Genomic DNA, 21,475 nt, shown 5'->3' with positions numbered 1-21,475 from the left:
GCGCGTTAAATCGCGCCGCTACCGAGCCGATAAAGATGGAAAATATCTCTCCCGTCACCGTAAATCTTCCTGCGGTTAAAACGGTAAAAAATGTCAGTAGTCTGGAACGAGCCGAGCGTTTCTGGGGCTGGATAATGATCGCTCCGCTGGTTATCGGCCTGCTGGTATTTTATTTCATCCCTTTTCTCCAGACGCTATTTTACAGCTTTACCGACCTCAACCAGTTTATGAACTGGACTGAAGTCAGTCTGGATAATTATCGTGATCTGTTCAGCGATGATGATTTTTATACTGCTGCCTTCAATACCCTGTTCTATGTGGTGGTGTGCGTGCCCGTCAGTCTGGCGCTTTCGCTGCTGCTGGCGATTGGCCTGAATCAACCCATTCGCGGCAAGACGCTGTTCCGCACCCTGCTGTTTCTGCCTGCCATCACCATGCCTGCGGCGGTGGCGATGGTGTGGCAATGGTTGTTCAACGGTGATTTTGGTCTGGTGAATCATCTGCTGGGATTTATTGGCCTGCCCTCAGTTGACTGGCTGTCCGACCCCAAAGTGGTTCATCTTAGCGTGTCGATTATTATCATCTGGTCATCGCTGGCGCTAAAAATCATTATCCTGCTGGCCGGTTTACAGAATATTCCCCGTCAGGTCTATGAAGCCGCCGATATTGATGGCATTGGCACCTTACGCCGCTTCTTCTTTATTACGCTGCCGCTGATGCTACCCACGCTGTTTTTCGTCTCGATTATGAGTTTTATCGAAGTGCTGCAAATCTTCGACGTCATCTTTCTCATGTTCGACCGCTCGATGATTGAAAGCGATGCCATGACCGTGACCTTCCTGTTCTACAAATACGCGTTTTATTTACAGGAAAAAGGCTATGCCTCAGCGATTGCCGTGGTGCTGTTTGTCGTGACCCTGGTGATTAGCCTGGTTCAGATGTTTATTGGCAAAAAAATTAAAGTGACCTGAGGAAGCCAGTCATGAGCACGTTACCCCAATCCGAAGAACTGGCGTGGTTCCGCCGTCAACATCAGGAAAAATTGCGCCGCCTGACCGTCTATGCCCTGATGACGCTCGCCAGCCTGATTTCACTGGTACCCTTTATCTGGATGCTGCTGACCTCACTGAAAACGCAGCCGGAAAGTATTCAGATTCCTATGGCGATCCTGCCTGCACATCCCTCGATGCAGGCTTATCACCGCATTTTGACCGAGATTCCGTTCACCACCTTTTATATCAACTCGTTTCTCTACACCTTCTTTACCGTCACGCTGCAAATGTTGATTGCTGCTATGGCCGCCTACGGCTTTTCGCGCCTGACCTTTCGCGGGCGCGATACGGTGTTTATGTTGTGCGTCTCGATTCTGATGGTGCCAGCACAAGCCTTTCTGATCCCACAGTTTCTGATTGTGCAAAAGCTCGGCCTGGTGAACACCCTGAGTGGTCTGATCCTGCCTGGCATTTTCAGTATCTACGCCACCTTTCTGCTGCGGCAGTTCTTCCTTGGCGTACCGCGCGAGCTGGAAGAGGCGGCGTTACTTGACGGCTACAACCACTTCACCATTTTCTGGCGCATTTTGTTGCCGTTGATTCGTCCGGGTTTGATTGCCTGCACCATCATCAATGGTCTGTGGGCGTGGAATAACCTGATGTGGCCACTGATCGTCAATACCAGCGTCAATAAACTCACGTTACCCGTTGGCCTGGCGTCCCTTGCCAGCCGTGCCGGTGTGCCCTATCCGATGTTGATGGCAGGTGCACTGATGGCGGTATTACCGATGTTGATTTTATTCATCTTTTTCCAACGCTATTTCATCCAGGGCATCGCCAGCGCCGGTGTGAAAGGCTAATTCACCACTCAGAGGAAGCAGCTATGTCTGGTATTCAATTACATGATGTGAAGAAAATTTATCCCAACGGCTTCCAGGCGCTGCACGGTATTGAGCTGTCGATTCAGGAAGGCGAATTTATGGTGTTTGTCGGGCCATCAGGCTGCGCCAAATCGACGCTGCTGCGCATGATTGCCGGACTGGAAAGCGTCAGCGAAGGTGAGATCGTGATCCAGAACCGGTGCGTAAATCAGGTATTACCCAAAGACCGCGAAGTGGCGATGGTGTTCCAGAACTACGCGCTCTACCCCCATATGACGGTGTACAAAAACATGGCGTTTAGCCTGCAAGGCAAAATGCCGCGTGATGAGATCGATCGCCGGGTGCGTGAAGCGGCAGAAAATCTGGAGATCAGTCACCTGCTGGAGCGTAAACCGGGCCAGTTATCTGGCGGCCAGTGCCAACGTGTCGCGCTGGGCCGCGCCATCGTACGCCGCCCCCGCGTGTTTTTATTTGATGAACCGCTTTCCAACCTCGATGCCAAACTGCGCGTCTCGATGCGCCTGCAACTGATCAATCTGCATCAGCAACTGAAAGCGGAAGGACTTCCCTCTACCATGATTTACGTCACACACGATCAGGTGGAAGCGATGACGATGGGCGACCGTATCTGCGTCCTGGATCGCGGGGTGATTCAGCAGGTTGATAAGCCGGTGACCCTCTATCATCAGCCAGCAAACAAATTCGTGGCCGCGTTTATCGGCAGCCCGGCTATGAACCTGCATGATGTAACTATTATGCGTAACGCGGAAGCGTTAACGCTTTCCTTTGGCGATGCCGGACATTTACCGCTACCAGCCAGCGTCGCCGCGCGTCTTAACGGCTATAACGAGGAACAGATTTGCCTCGGTATTCGCCCGGAACATGTGGCAATCACTACGGCAGATGCCCCCGCCGCGCTGCCCGCAACGGTGCAGACGCTGGAACATATGGGGAATGAGGAGATCGTTCATTGCGATGTCGCCGGTCGTCACTTTGTCGCGCGCTTCCCCTCCTCGCCCGGCTGGTCGCTGCAACCCGGTGAGCGTATCGGCCTGCACCTGGCGCTGGATCACGCGCATTTGTTTGATATCAATCACGGGCGCGTGCTCCGCCCGATGGCGAGATAACACCGATGCGCTACGGCTTTGATATCGGCGGCACCAAAATTGAAATCGCCGCCTTTGATGACAGCATGCACCCGCTGTTTCGCCAACGGGTGCCGACCCCTGGCGAGGATTACTCCGCCTTTCTGCATTGCCTGGTGAAGCTCACACAGGAGGCGGATCAGCAATTTGGCGGAAAAGGGAAAGTGGGGATCGGTTTGCCGGGTATCACTGACCCGCATACCCGGCAGCAACTGGCGGCCAACGTTCCCTGTCTGACCGGACGCAACCTGAAACGCGATATCGAGACGCTGCTCAACCGCCCTGTGGCGATCGCCAATGACTGCCACTGCTTTGCCCTGTCAGAGGCGCATTCGCCGCAGACGCAGGATTATGCGGTGGTGTTTGGCGCGATTATTGGCACCGGCGCCGGTGGCGGTCTGGTGGTGGATAAGCAGTTGTTCCGCGGTAAACACGGCCTGGCCGGTGAATGGGGGCATTTGCCGGTGCCCGCGCAGTTGTTCCGACGTTACGCACTGCCCTCGTTCAGCTGCAACTGCGGCCTGACCGATTGTTACGAGCGCTATGTCTCCGGTCGCGGCCTGCTGGCGCTGAGTCAGCACTTTGGTCATCCGGCCAGCAACCTGCCGGAACTGATGCACAGCTATCGTGACAGCGATGCGTTGGCTCAGCAGATATTCCAGCGCTTTATCGCCGTGCTTGCCAGTGCGTTGGCGGGGTTACAAATGCTGCTGGATATTGACGCCTTTGTGCTGGGCGGCGGTTTGTCGAATATTCCTGAAATCTACCCGTTGCTGCCGGAAGCGATGCGCGAAAATTTATTTGCCATCTGTCCTCCGGCGGCGATTCTGGCCCCGGTTTTTGGTGACAGCAGCGGCGTACGCGGTGCTGCCCTCCTCAACGATGCTGAAAGAGAATCCCTATGATCAATACCGAGCAACGTCGTGAATCGATTATTGAGCAGTTGAGGCGCGAAGGTGTGGTACGGGTGGAAGATCTCAGCGCCCTGTACAACGTCAGTTCCGTCACCATCCGCAACGATTTGCGCTGGCTGGAGAAAAGTGGCTGCGCCATTCGCGGCTATGGCGGCGCGCAGCTCAATCGCCAGTTTGTCTTTGATCGCCCGCTGGAAGACAAAGGCAAAATCAATCGCGACGTCAAATTCGCTATCGCTAAAGCCGCCGCCGCCCTGATCAACGACGGAGAGGCGGTGATTATCGATTCCGGCTCCACCACCAGTCTGATGACCAAGCATCTGGAGAGCAAAAAGGAGCTGGTAGTGATGACCAATGCCATCAACATCGCTTATGAACTGGCCAGCCGCGAGAACATCCATCTGATGGTGCTGGGCGGTAACGTGCGCAGCGCCTCATGGTCAATTGATGGCCCCACCGCCGAGCAACATATCCGTCAGTACCGTTTCGACAAACTGTTTCTCGGTGTCGATGGCTTTGACCTCGCCGCCGGTATCACCACGCCACAGTTGGGCGAAGCGCAGATTAACCGGGCGATGTGCGATGTCTCGCGTGAAATCATCGCCGTAGCCGACTCCAGCAAGTTTGGCCGTACCAGTTTCTGTCTGATCCGCGAAGTGGAACGCATTCACCGGCTGGTCACTGACAGCGCCATATCCGAACAATACGTGCGCGCCCTGGAGAAAATGGGCGTCGACATCATTATCGCCGATCGCTAAAACGCGGGAGAACGTCATGAAAGTGGGCATTATTGGATTAGGATTTCGTCTCGGCTACCTCGGGCATGTGTTCAGCAGCCTGTCGCCAGACTTCACTATCGTCGGCTATGTCGATCCGGCTCCTGCCGGGCTGGCAACGCTGCAACAACATGGCATTGATGCCGGTGTTGCTTATGACACACCCGAAGCCTTGCTGGCGGCGCAACAGCTTGACCTGCTGATGATTGGCTCCCCCAACCATCTGCATCTTGAGCATATCCGCATCGGGCTGGCGGCAGGTGTGAAGGTGTTCTGCGAAAAACCGGTGGTCGCCAGCATGGAGCAAAGCTTCCAACTGGCGGAGCTGCTGGCCCGGTATGGTCAGGAGCAGTTGTTGATTGGCCTGGTGCTGCGCTATGCCCCCATGTATCGCGATGTGATGCAGGCCCGTCAGTCAGGGGCGTTAGGCAATATCGTCTCGGTGGAAGCGTCGGAACATATCTATCCGTACCACGGCGCGTTTTTTATGCGTGACTGGCGACGCTACTCGCGCTACTCCGGCAGTTTTATGCTGGAGAAATGCTGCCACGACCTCGATCTGTACAACAGCCTGATCGGTTCGCGCCCGATGCGCGTCGCCAGCTTCGGTGGTCGCCGCAACTTTGTACCGGAAAACGATCCGCGTCAGCAAGGGGTGGACGATATGGCGCTGTTTCACCAAAAACCCTCGGGTTGGCTGGGTGATGACAAGGTGTTCGACAGCGATGGTGACATTGTCGACCACCAGGTTGCGATTGTGGAATACGCCAACGGCGTCGCGCTAAATTTCCACACCAATCTCAACGCGCCGGACCAGTTCCGCCGCTTCTGTATCATGGGTTCACGCGGTCAGGCTGAGGGCGATTTTATTCGCGGCTTCCTGTGGGTGCACGATGTGATGAGCGGCAAGAAAACCGTCGACAATACCTATGCCACCCGCACCGCATTGTCGCAACATTATGGGGCCGATGAACAGATGGCGCAGGAGGTGATGGATCATGTGCTGCGGGGCGGCCCGCTGCCGGTGTCGCCGCAGGATGCGATCGAAGCGGGGATTCTGGCACTGGCGATGGATGAAGCACGCGAACAGCGTAAGTTGGTGGACCTGGCACCGGTGTGGGAAAAACTCGATCGTTTGCTGACTGCACCGCAGCCAGCCTGAGTCGTGACGCGGGCAGATTCATGCCCGCGCCATTTACTGGCTGACCAGCACTACATCAATCCCCGCTTTGCGCAGCCCTTCGAGGCTGTTTTGCGGAATGCTGTCGTCTGTAATGATCATATGGATGCGTTGGGTATCAATGATTTTGTGCAGGCTGGAGCGGTTAAATTTGCTGGAATCCGTCACCACAATGATGCGTTCTGCCACTTCACACATGCGGCGATTCAGACGCGCTTCGTCTTCATTGTGGGTACTGATGCCGCGCTCCAGGTCGATGGCATCCACGCCGAGGAACAGCAGATCAAAATGGTAGTTCTGCAACGATTGATCGGCCTGATCGCCATAGAAGGACAGTGACTGGCGGCGCAAATGGCCGCCGGTCATCAGCACCTCGACCCCTTCCGCTTCAACCAGCGCATTGGCGACGTTCATGCCATTGGTCATGGCGATCACATCCTGATGCTGACGCATATGACGCGCAATCTCGAAGGTGGTGGTGCCGGAATCGAGGATCACCCGGTGGCCCGGTTTAATCAGCTCAGCGGCAACGCTGGCGATGCTGCGTTTCGCCGACACATTAAGCGCGCTTTTATCTTTGACCGAAGGTTCCGCCGCCGTGCCGTTATCGCAGATCAGCGCACCGCCATACACCCGCACCGCGATGCCCTGCTTCTCCAGAAACGCCAGATCGTTACGGATGGTCACGGTCGAAACACCGTATATGGTGGCGAGGTCATTCACCTGCACGCTGCCATGCTGGCGTAATTTCTGAATGATCTGCTCGCGACGCTCGCTGGTGGCCGCCACGCTTTTTTCCATTGGGTTCTCGGAATGCTGCATTGAGTTTACCTGCCAGTTTGGTCTTTTAAGACTGGTAGCGGCGCGATTTATCGCGCCGCTACGGATTGTGCCATTAGTCAATCCAGTCTTTCGTTTTATTTCGATTGCGCTATTAACACCTTTCTTTCGGTGAAATGCAACCTCTGTCAGCGCAACAGTAAGCCACAATAACCTGCACACCTTGCGTTATCTTTTCCTTGCCTTTCTGTTGTGACCTCTGATAGCTTTCATTTTGTTTTCATAAGTCGCTACCCGGCACACAACGAAAGGTTATGAAAGGTGAGTGGGTGGCATCTGACCCTGTGGAGCCTAAAGTGAAACTATTAACTGAAATCATCGAACGTCACCGCCAGGGCGAGCAGAACGGAATCTTCTCCGTCTGTTCCGCCCATCCGTTAGTACTGGAAGCGGCGCTGTGCTTTGCCCGTGACCATCAGCAACCGCTTCTGGTTGAAGCCACCTCCAATCAGGTCGATCAGACCGGCGGTTACACCGGGATGACCCCCGCTGACTTTCGAGATTTTCTCTGGCAACTGGCGGATAGCTGCCAGTTCCCGCGTGAGCAACTGATTCTGGGTGGTGATCATCTCGGCCCGAATCGCTGGCAAAAACAGCCTGCCGAGGTTGCGATGCAGCACGCTGAGGTGTTGATTGCGCATTATGTGCAGGCGGGGTTCAAGAAGATCCACCTGGATTGCAGCATGTCCTGCGCTGATGATCCGGTGCCGCTGACCGATGCAATCGTGGCACAGCGCGCCGCCCGCCTGGCGGCGATTGCCGAAGCCACCTGCCAGCAGCACTTTGGCTGCCGCGACCTGGTGTATGTCATTGGCACTGAAGTCCCGGTACCCGGCGGCGCGCACGAAACGTTGACCGAATTAGCCGTCACCACCCCGGAAGCGGCACAGGCGACGCTGATGGCGCACCATCAGGCGTTTGAGCAACACGGGTTGTCAGCGCTCTGGCCGCGTATCATCGGCCTGGTGGTACAGCCTGGCGTCGAGTTTGACCATACCCATATCATTGATTATCAGCCACAAAAAGCCCAACAGTTGTGCCAGTGGGCGGAAAGCGCCGGACGCCCGTTGTTTGAAGCCCACTCCACCGATTATCAAACCCCGCAAGCCTTGCGGCAGTTGGTGATCGACCATTTCGCCATCCTTAAAGTCGGGCCTGCACTGACGTTTGCCCTGCGGGAAGCGCTGTTTGCCCTGGCGGGTATTGAAGAAGAACTGCTGAGCGCCAAAGCCTGCTCTCACCTGCGCACTGTTCTGGATGGCGTGATGCTCGACAAACCGGACTACTGGCATAGCCATTATCACGGCGACAGTGCCACCCGCCGTCTGGCTCGTGGCTTCAGCTATTCAGACCGCGTGCGTTATTACTGGCCGGATGCGCAGATTGCCGAGGCGTTTAAGGTGCTGATCCGCAATCTGGCCGATACCGAGCTACCGTTACCGCTGATCAGCCAATATCTGCCGTTACAGTATGGCAAGGTGCGCCAGGGCCAGTTGGCGGCAACGCCCCATGCCCTGCTGATCGACCACATCCAGGATGTGTTGCAGCAGTATCACCTGGCCTGTCAGCCAGCATAAGGAGATCCACTGATGGAACAGATCATTCGCGCGCGGCGGTTGCTGTGTGAAGGTGGCTGGCGCGACGATCAGCAACTCCATATCGTTGATGGCATCATCACCGCCATTCAGCCGATCGCCGTGGGCGATAGCCGACGCGATGTCGAGCTGTTAAGTCCGGCGTATATCGATACCCACGTTCACGGCGGCGCGGGCGTCGATGTGATGGATGACGATCCGGCGGCGCTCACCACCCTGGCACGACACAAAGCGTGTGAAGGTGTGGGGGCATGGCTGGCGACGACGGTCACCGCCCCGCTGGCGGAAATTGACGCGGCGTTACGGCGGATTGCCGGTTACCGGCATGATCCCCGGGGTGCACAGTTACTTGGCAGCTACCTCGAGGGGCCGTGGTTTACGCCCGAAAACCGTGGCGCGCATCTGCCTGAGTGGTTTCGCGAGCTGGCGATGGCCGAGATTGATCAGTTAATCGAGGCTGCGCAAGGCACGCTGCGTATGGTGGCGCTGGCCCCGGAAAAACCGGATGCACTGACGGCGATTCGCCACCTAAAAGCGCAGGGTATTCGCGTGATGCTGGGCCACAGTGCCGCCAGTTACGCTCAGACGCAGTCGGCGCTGGATGCCGGTGCCGATGGGCTGGTGCACTGCTTCAACGGTATGAGTGGTTTACACCATCGCGAACCTGGTATGGTCGGAGCCGGGTTGAGTGATTCCCGCGCCTGGCTGGAGTTGATTGCTGATGGTCATCATGTCCATCCGGCGGTAATGCGTGTCACCTGCCAGTGCGCCGCGCACCGCATCATCCTGATAACCGATGCCATGCGCGCCGCGGGCATGCCCGATGGGTTATACGCCATCTGCGGCCACAACGTGGAGATGCGTGCAGGCGTGGTGCGCAGCGCAGCGGGCGGTCTGGCGGGGAGTACACTGGCGCTGGATGCGGCAGTGCGCAATATGGTGAGCTATGGCGGCGTCAGTAGCGAACAGGCGATTCACATGGCAAGCCTGCATCCGGCACGTCTGCTGGGCCTGTCTCACCAGTTGGGCACCCTTGCGCCTGGAAAACAGGCCAATATTCTGGCGCTGGATAATCAATTGATTCCACAGCAGCTCTGGGTAAAAGGCGTTGCGGTTGCCTGACGGAATACGGCAAGGCGGGATAAATCACGCCGCGACATAACACTTTGTAGCGGCGCGATTTATCGCGAAAATATTTATTGAAGTTTGGGACGATGATATTGATAGTTAATTTTTACCTGCAATCTGCGGGCGATTGAAATAAAATAGCCATCCGCTTTGACTGACAGAATTAATGAAATCCATGACCATGCATAACATGCTAACCCTCGCCGTTGCTGCTTTTTGTTCACTGTTGCTGACCAATGGTATTGCCGCGTTCCGTACCATCGTCAACGCCACGCACGAAGAGAAGCGTGAAAAAATTCAGGTGGGTCATATGCATATGACCATGCGCCGATATATGACGGGTGAAGGCATCGGCTATATTCTGACGTCGGCAGTCACTATTATGAGTTGGTTATTGTTCATTACCCGTTAATCAATACGAAATTATTATGGTGATATTGTTATCGCCAGGTTAAATATAATAATTTATTATTTCTCCTTTGCCTGCCTGTTAATTATTTTCTCTCCATTGGGCGTTGCGCGATAAATCGCGCCGCTACGGTTGTTGGCTGCATCTCACGGCGTTGCGCGATAAATCGCGCTGCTACGGTTGTTGGCAGCATCTCACGGCTTTGCGCGATAAATCGCGCCGCTACGACTGTTGGCTGCATCTCACGGTATTGCGCGATAAATCGCGCCGCTACTTCCGCATGATCCGTAGCGGCGTGATTTATCACGCGGTTTCTTCACGTCTTCATCCCTGGCACCTTTCGTTTTCTTCCTTTTTCATGTTGTGCTTTCACTTTCTTTCTTGTAGATTGCATTATCAATTGAAATAACAAAAACACCGCAAAAAGAAAGGTAGTGAAACCATCTGGTTGACTTTCTGTCACGGCTTAATCTTAAGGATAGTGTTATGAATGAAACCCTTGCGGCCAACACGTCGGGCACTCAAACCTGGACCGAAGAAGAGATTCGCCAGCAACCGACCAGTTGGATGACCGCCCTGCACCATCTCGACACCCAGCGTGCAGAACTGGATGACTGGCTGAACACCTTCTATGCGCAACCTGGCGGGAAAATTATTCTGACCGGCGCGGGTTCCTCCGCCTTTATTGGCGACATTATCGCGCCTTGCCTGGCACGTCAGTTACAAGCCAACGTGGTGGCCATCCCCACCACCGACCTCGTCACCAACCCGATGGATTACTTTCACGCTGAGCAACCCTTGCTGCTGGTTTCATTTGCCCGTTCCGGCAACAGCCCGGAAAGCGTGGCTGCGGTGCAACTGGCAAATCAGTTTGTGGCGGATTGCCGTCACCTGATTATCACCTGCAACGCGACCGGCGATCTGTATCATTACGCCTGCGAGCATGACAACGCGCGGGTGCGCCTGATGCCCGCAGAGACTCACGATCGTGGTTTTGCCATGACCAGCAGCATCAGCACCATGATGCTGAGTTGCCTGGCGATTTTTGCCCCTCAACTGTTCAACAGCCACAGCTTTGCCAGCGTAGCGGCGTGCTGCGAGGCGATCATTGCCAGCCACGGCGATTTCAGCCAGTCGGCGTTTGGCGATCTCAACTGGCGGCGCGTGGTGTATCTCGGTAGCGGCGGCTTGCAGGGAGCAGCGCGTGAGTCTGCCCTCAAAGTGCTGGAGCTCACTGCCGGGCAACTGGCGGCCTTCTACGAATCACCGGTGGGCTTCCGTCATGGTCCTAAATCATTGGTTGATGATGAAACCCTGGTGGTGGTGTTTGTCTCCAGCCATCCCTATACCCGCCAATACGATCTTGATCTGCTGGCTGAGCTGCATCGGGAAAACATTGCGCTGCGCGTGGTTGCGATTAGCGATACGCCAGCAACGGTCATGGAAGCCGGTCCACATCTCTACCTGCCTGCCTCGCGCACCTTTAACGATATCGAGCTGGCCTTCTGCTTCCTGATTTACGCACAGATCTTTGCCCTGACCGCATCGCTGAAAGCAGGTATCACCCCGGACACCCCTTCTGCCAGTGGGACGGTGAATCGCGTGGTGCAAGGCGTGGTGATCCATAGCTGGCCGGAGGTACGCTGATGGGCATTATCTCCACCAAATATCTGCTGCTGGATGCTCAGGCCAATGGCTATGCCGTGCCCGCGTTTAATATCCACAACGCGGAAACCATTCAGGCGATCCTTGATGTCTGCAAAGAGATGCAATCGCCGGTGATTCTGGCGGGCACGCCGGGAACCTTTAAACATATCGCCTTCCAGGAGATTTTTGCCCTGTGCCAGGCTTACTCGCGCAGTTATGGCCTGCCACTGGCGTTGCATCTTGACCACCATGAAACGCTGGCGGATATCAGCAACAAAGTCCACGCTGGCGTGCGTAGCGCGATGATTGACGGCAGTCATGTCCCCTTTGCCGATAACGTTAAACTGACGCGCGAAGTGGTCAACTTCTGCCATCGTCATGATTGCAGCGTTGAGGCCGAGTTGGGCCGTCTGGGTGGCGTGGAAGATGATATGGCGGTCAGTGACGAAAGCGCGTTTTTGACCGATCCCGACGAAGCGCTGGAATTTGTCAATCAAACCGGCGTTGATAGCCTGGCGGTGGCGATTGGTACCGCGCATGGTCTCTATACTCACACGCCGAAGATTGACTTTGAACGGCTGGAAAAGATCCATCAGCGCGTCACTATCCCACTGGTGTTACACGGTGCCAGCGATGTGCCGGATGATTATGTGCGCCGCGCCATCGGCCTGGGAGTGTGCAAAGTCAATGTGGCAACCGAGCTGAAAATTGCCTTTGCCGGGGCGGTAAAAAACTGGTTCGGCGAGAATCCGCAAGGTAACGATCCCCGTTATTACCTGCGGGTCGGTATGGACGCGATGAAGGCTGTGGTGCGAGATAAGATCCTGGTATGCGGTTCTGCGGATCGATTGAAATAATGTGTTCCGGCACGATTTATCGCGCCGGAACCTTTACCGGTTAAAAATCCACGGTCATCGACAGTTTCAGGGTGCGCGGGTCGCCCTGCGTCAGGTAGCCATCGCTGGCAGATGCCCAGTAGTTTTCGTTGGTGACGTTCTCCACCGTAGCGCGCCAGACGATGTTGTTTTTCGGCAGTTGCATATCGTAACGCACGCCAAGATCCAGACGTGTCCAGCCATCCACTTTCAGGGTGTTCGCTTCGTCAGCATATTGCGAACCGGTGCGGATCACGCGCCCGGTCGCGGTCACGCCCTGCAAGCCCGGAATATCCCATTCTCCGCCCAGCACCAACTGATAACGCGGTACACCAATCGCGTCTTTGCCATCATAGGTACCGTCCTGAGTTTTGGTCAGCTCCGGGTCCATCCAGGTGGCGCTACCGTTCAGGCGCACGCCGTACACCGGCTCTCCAAACAGGCTCAGTTCCAGACCACGGTTACGTTCTTCGCCGTAGTTACCGTATTCATATTGATCGGTGCCGCTGCTGTTGCCGAGATAGCGATAGGTCGCTACCGGTTTGCGGATCTCGAACACGGCGATTGAACCGGCGATACGGCCATAATCGGCTTTCACCCCTACTTCGTTTTGTTTGGAGGTTTCGATACCGGTGACCTGACCACCGTTCACCACCGTACCGCTGCCGTAGCTGCTGCTGGCGGTTTCACCGGCCTGCAACGCTTCAATATGGTTGGCGTAGAAGGAGATGTTTTTCCACGGTTTCAACACCAGACCAAATGCTGGAGTGACTTTCATCTGGCTAAAATTGGCCGACTGCACGCCATCGTAATCGTAATTGGTAACGTTGACCGACTGACGGCGCAGCGCGGTGATCAGCTGCACGCGATCATCCAGTATCGACATGGTATCGGCCAGTGACACACCGCTGTTGAAGGTGCGGCTGGTGACACGCGGGTCGTCCATATGGCCGCCGGTATAAGCCACATCGGTTGGCTCATCAACATAGGTTGGATCGTAGATATTGGTGCTGATGCTGGCGGAAGACATCGCATACGAGCTGCGGATGCGGCTCCAGGTGCTGGAGTAACCAAGGTTGATGCTGTGGTTTACAAACCCGGTGTCAAACTTGCCGCGAATTCCGGCCTGGCTTGACAGGCCGTCGGAGAAATACGGCACGCGCATCTGCCCCATAGTGGCATCACCGTTGCTGTCATTCACGGTCGGTGAGGAGTAAGAACCGTATTCATGGGTATGGTTGCCGCCAATGCCGCCGTACAGCGTCCAGTTGTCGCTGAGATCATATTCGCTTTTCAGCATGGCAAACTGGCTGCTGGTGTCGGTAAAGGCCCATTTCTGGCCGTAGTTGGTGGTGGCCGACGGCGCTTTGGGAATGCTGGTCATACCGCTGGTGTACACCACTGAACGCGCACCGTGCACCGTCTGCTTTTCCGCACCGGCATCCAGTGAGGCACGGAAGCGATCACCATGATAATCGAGGCCGATGGTGCCCAGCGTCAGGCGGCGTTTCTGATTATCCACCGCCGTTTCCCCTTCACGATGCACCGCGTTGACGCGAATGCCCCACTGATCGTTGTCACCAAAGCGGCGGGCAATATCCACCGCCCCACCCACCTGCGATTTCGAGGTGTAGTCAAGGGAGACGCGGGTCAGTGGCTCGCTCCCGGCCCGTTTCGGTTCCAGGTTGATGGTGCCACCCACGCCGGTGCCGCCCGGCGGTACACCGTTAAGGAACGCGCTCGCGCCTTTCAGAATATCCACGCGATCGGCCAGTTCCACCGGCATAAACTGACGCGGCAATACGCCATACAGGCCACCAAACGAGATATCTTCACTGGCAAGCTCAAAGCCGCGAATTTTATAGATTTCCTGGGTGTTGCCGTAACCATAACCGGTCGCGACCGAGGCATCGTTGCGCACCACATCGCTCACCGAGCGCGCCTGCTGATCCTGAATGGCTTTATTGGTGTAACCCACGATGCTGAACGGTACGTTCATCGCACTTTGTTCACCGAGGATGCCAAGGCGTCCACCGTTGGCTACCTGTCCATCGAGATACGCTGGCACCAGCGCATCCCCACCCGGATTGAACTTGCTCACCGGCGTGGCGGTTACCGTCAGGGTGTTTTCCTGCGTGGTTTTTTGTTTTGCCGGAGTCACCTGCGTCGTGGTGTCAGCCGCCAGAGCGGCATGTAGCGGAAGGTTGCAACAGACACTGATCATCATCGCCAGGCTGCTGGGCGCAGGGAACTTTTTCCCGCGCATAAGAACAGGTTTATTATTCATGAATAAAGTAATCACTGGTGTCAAAAAAGATGAATGATAATGAGAGTGATTAGCTTTATTTTCTGTTTTGGTCTGGTAATTTCTGCGTAATTTTTTTGCCAGCAAATATAACCGAATCGTTCAGTATGCCCCGTCGCGGCGCGATTTATCGCGCCGCGACGTAAACAAGTTACTGCCCATAATAGGCATTCGCGCCGTGCTTTCTGAGAAAATGTTTATCCAGCAGATCCTGCTGCATACTTTTGATCCCCGGCGTTAGCTGGCGCGAAAAAATTCCCATATAGGCAATCTCTTCCAGCACCACGGCGTTATGCACCGCGTTGTCGGCATCTTTGCCCCAGGCAAAGGGACCGTGGGCATTGACCAATACCGCCGGAATCGCCGTCGGACTGATGCCGCGGGTGCGGAAGGTTTCAATAATCACCTGTCCGGTGTTGTATTCGTAGTCATTGACGATCTCCTGCTCGGTCATCAGCCGGGTACAGGGGATGGTGCCATAGAAGTAATCGGCATGGGTGGTGCCCCAGGCGGGTAAATCCTGCCCGGCCTGTGACCAGATGGTGGCATGACGCGAATGGGTATGCACAATGCCGCCAATGTCGGCAAATGCGCGATAGAGCGCCAAATGGGTGGCGGTATCCGATGAGGGTTTTTTGCTGCCCTCCACGATACGCCCGCTTTCCAGCTCCAGCACCACGATATCCTCCACCGTCATGCCGTCGTACTCCACGCCGGAGGGTTTGATCGCCACCAGACCACTGGCGCGATCGATGGCGCTGACATTGCCCCAGGTAAAGGTAACCAGATGATGGCGTGGCAACGCCAGGTTGGCTTCCAGTACCTGTTGTTTCAAGGTTAATACGCTCACAATAATCCCCCTTCCTGCATTTTTTGTTCAATCCAGCGCCGTGCCTGCACAATCTCCGCCACCGGCTCCTCGGCTTTTTCGGTCCACATCTCAATCAGAAACGCCCCGCGATAATTCAGCTGCTTCAGGGTGCGGAACACGCTGACAAAATCGACGCAGCCCTGACCAAAAGGCACATCGCGGAACTGCCCCGGCGAGCTGGCGGTGACCGGTTGGGTGTCTTTCAGATGGATAGCGGCAATGCGATCAATACCGAGCGTCAGTTCGGCGGCAACGTCATTGCCCCAGGCGCTGAGGTTGCCAACATCGGGATAGACGGAGAACCACGGCGACGCCTGTTGCTGCTCCCACACCTTCCATTTGCTGATGGCGTTGATAAATTCGGTGTCCATAATCTCCACCGCCAGCATCACCTGTGCGGCTGCGGCACGCTCCACCGCGCGGGACAACCCCGCCGCAAAACGCGCCACCGTGCCTTCATCGTGCGGTTCGTAGTAGACGTCATAACCCGCCAACTGGATGGTGCGGATGCCAACATCCTTCGCCAGTTGAATCGCCCGATCCATCAGGTCATCGGCGCGCTGACGTGTCTGCGCATCATGGCTACCGAACGGAAAGCGGCGATGGCCGGACAGGCACATCGACGGAATGCTGACGCCGGTTTCAATCATCGCGTTGACCAGAGACAGGCGCTGTTCTTTACTCCAGTCCAGCCTGGACAGACGCTCATCAGTCTCATCGACGGACATCTCGACAAAATCGAAACCACAGGCTTTCGCCAGGGCCAGTCGCTCTGGCCAGGTGAGATGGGCCGGCAGTGCTTTTTCATAAATTCCCAGTGGATGCTGGCGTTTCATGCGGTTCCCCAGATGTTGGCAATGGCCTGATGAAATTGGTTAGCAGTGGCAATGCCGGTGACACTGTCACTCAATGCGCGTCCGGCGATAAACGCCTTGACGTCGATATTGCGGAACTGCGGCAGTTCTTCCGGGGTGATACCGCCGGTGATCGACAGGGCAAACCCCATATCGGATAGCGCCTGCATCGCCGCCAGGTCCTGCTGGCTCCATTGTTGACCGCTGGCCTGCGCATCACGCCCGCGATGGTAGATGGCCTGCGTCAGACCGAGGCTGCGCCACTGGCGGGCATCTTCCAGCGTCCAGTGACCAAACAGCTCGATCTGGATATCGCCCTGATAGCTGCGCGCCACGTCCAGTGCGGTGGCAAAGGTCGCCAGCGGCGCAGCGCAGATCACCGTCATCCAGTTGGCTCCGGCGTCAAACGCCATGCGGGCCAGGGTGGCACCGGCATCGGCGACTTTAAAATCGGCCACCAGGGTTTTCGCCGGGTGCTGCTGACGCAGGCGGCGTACCGCTTCAATCCCGGCGCTGAAACACAAAATGGTGCCTGCCTCGATGATGTCGACCTCCTGATGGAGTTGCTGCGCGGTACTCAGCGCGGCATCGAGGTCAGTGTGGTCCAGCGCCAGCTGGAGCAAAGGAAGGCTCATGGGTTAACTCCTTGTGCAGCCGCCAGCGCATTGACCAGTTGCTGATAACGTTGATATTTCTGCTGATAACGGGCGTGCCGGGTGTCATCGGGTTGCCAGGTGACGATGTCGGGATTCAGCGCCTGCTGCGCCTGTTGCAGCGAGGCATAGGCACCGGTGCCGGTGAGCGCGACCAGCGCCGCGCCCAGGCAGCCACTTTCGGCAATTTGCGGCACCTCAACCGGCAAACCACTGGCATCGGCCAGCATCTGCATCCAGGGGGCAGAACGGGTCGGCCCGCCGCTCAGACGCAACGCGCTGGCCTGCGGGAAACGCTGACGCATCCGGTTGAGATGGGTCAGATGCGAGAACACCACGCCTTCATAGATCGCCTGCACCAGATGCGCGCGGGTGTGCCCCGCCTGCATACCAAAGAAACTGCCGTGCAGGTCGGTCCCGGCGTTGCAGCCGTAGAGGAAAGGCAGGAACAACAGCGAACTGCTGGCCGCTGGCAGACCAGCCACCCAGTCGTTCAGTTGCTGATAATCTTCGATGCCCCACTGTTGGCAGAACCACTCAAGGTTGGCAGCGGAAGTCGGGCTGGCATCATGGATGATGAACTGATCGTCGATAGCATAACGGCCATAGACAAACGGGTAATCGGCCTCAGCGATGATGCGGTCGGTAATGCCGCTGGTGACGGACCAGGTCCCCATTACCGCGTTCAGGCGGGTCGCGTCATGCAATCCGGCGCACAGGGCCGTCGACACCACATCAAACAACCCGCCAACCACCGGCGTGCCTTCCCGCAGTCCACACAAGGCCGCAGCCTGCGCGGTGACATACCCGGCCACCTCGGTCGGGCCGATAATCGGTGGTAAGGCCGGGACGATTTCGCTGATCGCTAAGATTTCAGCCAACGCCGCCGACCAGCCGCCGCTTTGCATGTCATACAAATTGGATTCGGAGATATTGGTTTCTTCACAGGCCAGCGCACCGGTCAGGCAGAAGCGCAGGTAATCATGAGCCATCAGTACGCTGCCAATTGCCGCGTAACGCTGTGGCTCATGTTGTTTGATCCAGCGCAGCAACGACACCGGATGGCCGGTCCACAACGTCTGCCGCGTTTGCGGATAGAGTTGTTGTGGCATACCGTCACGCTGCCACTGCTGCACCAGCGTCAGCGCGCGACGATCCGAGGAGAGGATGCCATTACCCAGCGGCTGGCCCTGCTTATCCAGCAGAAATAGCCCCTTGCCCTGAGCAGAGATCCCGACACCCGCCACCTGCGCCGCCTGTTGCCCGCTTTGGTGCAGCACTTCGCGGATCACCGCCGCCGCCTGTTGCCACAACTGGGTCATGTCGCGTTCCGCCCAGCCCGGCTGTGGCACCAGCACCGGCAGGTTTTGTCGTGCCACCGCCAGCTCGCGCCCCTGAGCGTCATATAACCCGGCTTTAATAAAGGTGCCGCCGCAGTCCAGCCCTAACCAACTCTTCATGCGGCCTCCCCTTTGGCGGAGTCGCAGCGCGCCGGTAACGTCAGTGCCAGCAGCGAAGCAATCGCCAGCGAGATCGCCAGGCTGTAAACCCCGGCATCCTTGCTGTACTCCGCAATCAGAACGCCCACCATATACGGACCGCAGAACCCTCCGAGATTACCCAGCGCATTGATCAGACCGCGCGCACCACCGGCGACCTCAGCGTTAAACAGGCGTGGCGGAATGCTCCAGAACACGCCAGCCGCCGACTGGATAAACACGCCGCAACCCACCAGGGCGGCATACGACCACCAGATGTGTGCTTTCAGCAGCACCGACAGCGCCATGCACAGGGCAAACCCGGCCAGCGGCAGCGCCACGAAAATCTTGCGACGACCGCTGGCATCGGACAGCGCCGAGAACAGGAACATGCCAAAAATCGCCCCGACATACGGCAGAATCGCCAGCATCCCTACCTTCTCGGCATTACCGTTGGTCAGCCCTTTGAGGATGGTCGGCAGCCACAGGGTGTAGCCATAAATCCCGGTCTGGTAGAAGAAGTTCACCAGGATCAGACGCCACATCACCGGCTCACGCATCACCCGGCTCAGCGAGGCTTTGCGCGTGTTCTGACCTTTAATCATCAGTTGTTCATCGTGCAGGGTCTTGATCAGATACTGCTTCTCGGCGGGTGAAATCCAGCGCGCTTCCTGCGGGCGGTTGCTGATGGTGAACAGCCACAAGGCCATGACAAATACCGACAGCACCCCTTCAACAAAGAACAGCATGCGCCAGTCCCAGTTGGTGATGATCCAACCTGACAGCGGTGCGGTGATAATCCCAGCGATCGGCACGAACATAATGACGATGGCGTTGGCGCGACCACGCTCTTTATCCGGGAACCAGTTGCCGATCATCGTCAGCACCACCGGCAACATGCCGCCTTCCGCGACGCCGAGGGCAAAGCGCAGCGCCAGCAACTGATACTGGCTGGTGGCTAACCCGGTGAGGATCGAGATCACCGCCCATGCCAGCAACGACCAGCCAATAAAACGTTTGCCGTTGCCGTACACCGCCAGCTTGCCGCCCGGTACTTGCAGGAACAGATAACCAATAAAGAAAATGCCACCGGCTAACCCAGCCATCGAAGCGCTGATGCCCAGCTCTGCATCCATCCCGCCCGGCATGGCAAACGCGATATTGACGCGATCCATGTAGGAGATGATGCAGGTGATCAAAATCGGCGGGATGATGCGCAGCCAGCGCAGTGCCGGAACGCCTTCACGCGTCAGTGCGGTTGATGTCAGACTCATGCGACCTCCTCCAGCGCGGTTGTCGGGATCTTCACCACCACTTTGCGGATCGCACCCGGCAGATCCGGTGCGCAGTTGGGTCGGTGAATATCCTGCGGGAAGAACACCGCAAAGGTGCCTGGCACCATGCGAATCAGAGTTTCATCCGCTGCGTGCTGGTAAAAAATAATGTCGCGTTCGGGGTTGTACGGCTGGTGCACCGCCAGGCTGGCGGGTTGATTCGCCACGCCAATCACCTCCGCCCCCGACACCAGATATTGCACATCGATATGGTGGCGGTGCGCTTCAGGATAGTTTTCCTCAGCCGGTGCGGTTTGCAGATCCAGTACCTGCACCTGCCAACCGGTGGCGCTGTCAACATGGCGTCCGGCGGCCATCGTTGCCAGATCGTGACCGGCCAGATACGCAATGGCGCGGGCGATAGCGGGCGGATAGTGGCGTGCATCGGTGTTGGCGATATGTCCGGTAATCATGGGGTTATCCTCCGTTACAACGCCTGGATACGCGTCCAGACACGCTCATCCACCGGGATGCCGAGACGCAGGTTTTCCGCCCGTAGCACCGGGAAGCGCTCACCCGGCAGGCGTACCGCCTGTTGACTGTCGGCACGTTCGGCACCGGTAATCGAGGCGCGAATGCGTTGCAGTTTGTGGTCGCGGGTGGCGCCGTCAATCAGGCGATCGACATCGATAGCGATAAATACTTGCGAGATTCCAAATTCGTCACCGTTATCTTCGGTCACCTCGGTCACCGACGCGCCGTTGGAGAGCAGCGTGGCGAGCATATCCAGCACCACCGACAACGCGGAGCCTTTCCAGTAACCCATAGGTAAGATGCGACGGTTGTTTTCGATGGTGGCGGGATCGCGGGTGTAGTTGCCGTCGTTATCAAAACCGCCATCCACCGGCAGGGTTTTGCCCGCCAGGCGATTCACTTCCAACATGCCGTAGGAAAACATCGACATCGACATATCCACCATAGTGATAGGTTCACCCGGTACCGCAACAATCAGCGGGTTGGTGCCGATGGCACAGTTTTTCGCCCCCCACGGCGGCATCACCGCAATCGAGTTGGTCCAGCAGATGCCAACATAGCCCTTCTCTGCCGCTTGCCAGCCGTAGCTGCCGCCGCGCATCCAGTGGTTAGCATTACGCAAGGCAACCAGGCCGATGCCGTGATCGGTCGCCAGTTCGATGGCGCGATCCATCATGCTGCGCGCGGTAATGTTGCCGATGGCGCGGTGCGCATCCCACTGCTCGATAGCACCCAGTGACAACACTTTATTGGCCGTGGCCTCCGGCACGATATGTCCGGCATCCAGTTGCTGAATAAAACGGGGAAAACGGTTCACGCCGTGGGAATAGACACCATTCAGGCTGGTTTCGGCAAACATGGCGGCACACGCGGTGGCCTTCTCCTCCGGCACCTTGCGACTCAGCAAGACGCGCAGGAATTCTTCATATAACTGCTGATAGCTGATTCTCATAACGGCTACTGTCTCCCCAGCGCTACGCTTTAAATTTCATATGTTGGAATGTCATTCCAAATAAATCGTATGGCGAAAGCAAAGAGGAGTCAAAGAAATGGATGGAAAATTTATCGTTTAAAATCAATCAAATAAAACTTTGATCGACTTTTGTGATCGGCCGCAAATCGGC

21 protein-coding genes are annotated in these 21,475 nt (G+C 56.7%); 11 read left to right on the top strand and 10 right to left on the bottom strand.

Going from position 1 to position 21,475, the window contains the following annotated elements; all coding sequences use genetic code 11:
• The first annotated feature begins 35 nt into the window (after positions 1–35).
• The 6 genes from AC6I8R_RS09745 (at position 36) to AC6I8R_RS09720 (ending at position 5,870) form a co-directional block, all read left to right on the top strand.
• On the top strand, positions 36–971 hold the full coding sequence (locus AC6I8R_RS09745) for a carbohydrate ABC transporter permease (RefSeq protein ID WP_208725452.1): 936 nt from the start codon (positions 36–38) through the stop codon (positions 969–971).
• Positions 972–1,069: 98 nt separating this feature from the next.
• On the top strand, positions 1,070–1,852 hold the full coding sequence (locus AC6I8R_RS09740) for a carbohydrate ABC transporter permease (protein ID WP_415173561.1): 783 nt from the start codon (positions 1,070–1,072) through the stop codon (positions 1,850–1,852).
• A gap of 23 nt (positions 1,853–1,875) precedes the next feature.
• A complete protein-coding gene (locus tag AC6I8R_RS09735; protein WP_497832182.1) occupies positions 1,876–3,000 on the top strand; it encodes an ABC transporter ATP-binding protein in 1,125 nt (374 codons plus the stop codon).
• 5 nt (positions 3,001–3,005) lie between these two features.
• Positions 3,006–3,923 carry an ROK family protein gene (locus AC6I8R_RS09730; RefSeq protein ID WP_415173558.1) on the top strand — a complete coding sequence of 306 codons (918 nt, stop codon included), beginning with the start codon at positions 3,006–3,008 and terminating at the stop codon, positions 3,921–3,923.
• Positions 3,920–4,690, top strand: a complete 771-nt coding sequence (gene agaR, locus AC6I8R_RS09725; protein ID WP_021183270.1) for a transcriptional repressor AgaR — start codon at positions 3,920–3,922, stop codon at positions 4,688–4,690. Before AC6I8R_RS09730 ends, agaR begins: the two co-directional genes overlap by 4 nt.
• 16 nt (positions 4,691–4,706) lie before the next feature.
• Positions 4,707–5,870 carry a Gfo/Idh/MocA family protein gene (locus AC6I8R_RS09720; RefSeq protein WP_208725449.1) on the top strand — a complete coding sequence of 388 codons (1,164 nt, stop codon included), beginning with the start codon at positions 4,707–4,709 and terminating at the stop codon, positions 5,868–5,870.
• A gap of 33 nt (positions 5,871–5,903) precedes the next feature.
• On the opposite strand, the gene AC6I8R_RS09715 is transcribed toward AC6I8R_RS09720, so the two are convergent.
• Positions 5,904–6,710 carry a DeoR family transcriptional regulator gene (locus AC6I8R_RS09715; protein ID WP_415173557.1) on the bottom strand — a complete coding sequence of 269 codons (807 nt, stop codon included), beginning with the start codon at positions 6,708–6,710 and terminating at the stop codon, positions 5,904–5,906.
• 314 nt (positions 6,711–7,024) lie between these two features.
• On the opposite strand from AC6I8R_RS09715, the gene kbaZ reads away from it, so the two are divergent.
• From kbaZ to AC6I8R_RS09700, 3 genes are all read left to right on the top strand, one after another.
• Positions 7,025–8,305, top strand: coding sequence for a tagatose-bisphosphate aldolase subunit KbaZ (kbaZ, locus tag AC6I8R_RS09710; protein ID WP_497832181.1), 1,281 nt, complete (start codon positions 7,025–7,027; stop codon positions 8,303–8,305).
• Between the two features lie 12 nt (positions 8,306–8,317).
• Entirely contained in the window at positions 8,318–9,445 is a 1,128-nt protein-coding gene (gene nagA / locus AC6I8R_RS09705) for an N-acetylglucosamine-6-phosphate deacetylase (RefSeq protein WP_497832180.1), read from the top strand.
• 181 nt (positions 9,446–9,626) lie between these two features.
• A complete protein-coding gene (locus AC6I8R_RS09700; protein ID WP_021183275.1) occupies positions 9,627–9,863 on the top strand; it encodes a hypothetical protein in 237 nt (78 codons plus the stop codon).
• A gap of 82 nt (positions 9,864–9,945) precedes the next feature.
• Here AC6I8R_RS09700 and AC6I8R_RS09695 read toward each other — a convergent pair whose 3' ends face one another.
• Positions 9,946–10,167, bottom strand: a complete 222-nt coding sequence (locus tag AC6I8R_RS09695; protein ID WP_497832179.1) for a hypothetical protein — start codon at positions 10,165–10,167, stop codon at positions 9,946–9,948.
• Positions 10,168–10,346: 179 nt separating this feature from the next.
• Between AC6I8R_RS09695 and AC6I8R_RS09690 the strand changes: the two genes are divergently transcribed.
• Positions 10,347–11,507: an SIS domain-containing protein gene (locus AC6I8R_RS09690; protein WP_415174901.1), complete on the top strand. Its 1,161-nt coding sequence runs from the start codon at positions 10,347–10,349 to the stop codon at positions 11,505–11,507.
• Complete coding sequence (gene kbaY, locus AC6I8R_RS09685; RefSeq protein WP_021183278.1) at positions 11,507–12,364, top strand: tagatose-bisphosphate aldolase subunit KbaY; 858 nt, start codon at positions 11,507–11,509, stop codon at positions 12,362–12,364. Before AC6I8R_RS09690 ends, kbaY begins: the two co-directional genes overlap by 1 nt.
• Positions 12,365–12,404: 40 nt before the next feature.
• Here kbaY and AC6I8R_RS09680 read toward each other — a convergent pair whose 3' ends face one another.
• From AC6I8R_RS09680 to yiaK, 8 genes are all read right to left on the bottom strand, one after another.
• Positions 12,405–14,669 carry a TonB-dependent receptor gene (locus AC6I8R_RS09680; protein WP_415174899.1) on the bottom strand — a complete coding sequence of 755 codons (2,265 nt, stop codon included), beginning with the start codon at positions 14,667–14,669 and terminating at the stop codon, positions 12,405–12,407.
• A gap of 169 nt (positions 14,670–14,838) precedes the next feature.
• Positions 14,839–15,537: an L-ribulose-5-phosphate 4-epimerase gene (gene araD, locus AC6I8R_RS09675; RefSeq protein WP_021183280.1), complete on the bottom strand. Its 699-nt coding sequence runs from the start codon at positions 15,535–15,537 to the stop codon at positions 14,839–14,841.
• Positions 15,534–16,394 (bottom strand): L-ribulose-5-phosphate 3-epimerase, encoded by an 861-nt coding sequence (locus AC6I8R_RS09670; RefSeq protein ID WP_021183281.1) that lies wholly within the window; start codon positions 16,392–16,394, stop codon positions 15,534–15,536. The genes araD and AC6I8R_RS09670 overlap by 4 nt, the downstream gene beginning before the upstream one ends.
• Entirely contained in the window at positions 16,391–17,047 is a 657-nt protein-coding gene (gene ulaD, locus AC6I8R_RS09665; RefSeq protein ID WP_208725440.1) for a 3-keto-L-gulonate-6-phosphate decarboxylase UlaD, read from the bottom strand. Before ulaD ends, AC6I8R_RS09670 begins: the two co-directional genes overlap by 4 nt.
• Positions 17,044–18,525, bottom strand: a complete 1,482-nt coding sequence (locus tag AC6I8R_RS09660; RefSeq protein ID WP_497832178.1) for an FGGY-family carbohydrate kinase — start codon at positions 18,523–18,525, stop codon at positions 17,044–17,046. Before AC6I8R_RS09660 ends, ulaD begins: the two co-directional genes overlap by 4 nt.
• Positions 18,522–19,817: an MFS transporter gene (locus AC6I8R_RS09655; RefSeq protein WP_021183284.1), complete on the bottom strand. Its 1,296-nt coding sequence runs from the start codon at positions 19,815–19,817 to the stop codon at positions 18,522–18,524. Before AC6I8R_RS09655 ends, AC6I8R_RS09660 begins: the two co-directional genes overlap by 4 nt.
• A complete protein-coding gene (locus AC6I8R_RS09650; RefSeq protein WP_021183285.1) occupies positions 19,814–20,290 on the bottom strand; it encodes a NanQ anomerase/TabA/YiaL family protein in 477 nt (158 codons plus the stop codon). Before AC6I8R_RS09650 ends, AC6I8R_RS09655 begins: the two co-directional genes overlap by 4 nt.
• Positions 20,291–20,304: 14 nt before the next feature.
• Positions 20,305–21,303: a 3-dehydro-L-gulonate 2-dehydrogenase gene (gene yiaK / locus AC6I8R_RS09645; protein ID WP_208725438.1), complete on the bottom strand. Its 999-nt coding sequence runs from the start codon at positions 21,301–21,303 to the stop codon at positions 20,305–20,307.
• Between the last annotated feature and the right edge of the window lie 172 nt (positions 21,304–21,475).

It is taken from the genome of Pantoea sp. X-Soil-OKNW-713 (genome assembly GCF_059730685.1).
The sequence above is the reverse complement of the archived record's forward strand: the minus strand, read 5'-3'. Positions and strand labels throughout refer to the sequence as shown.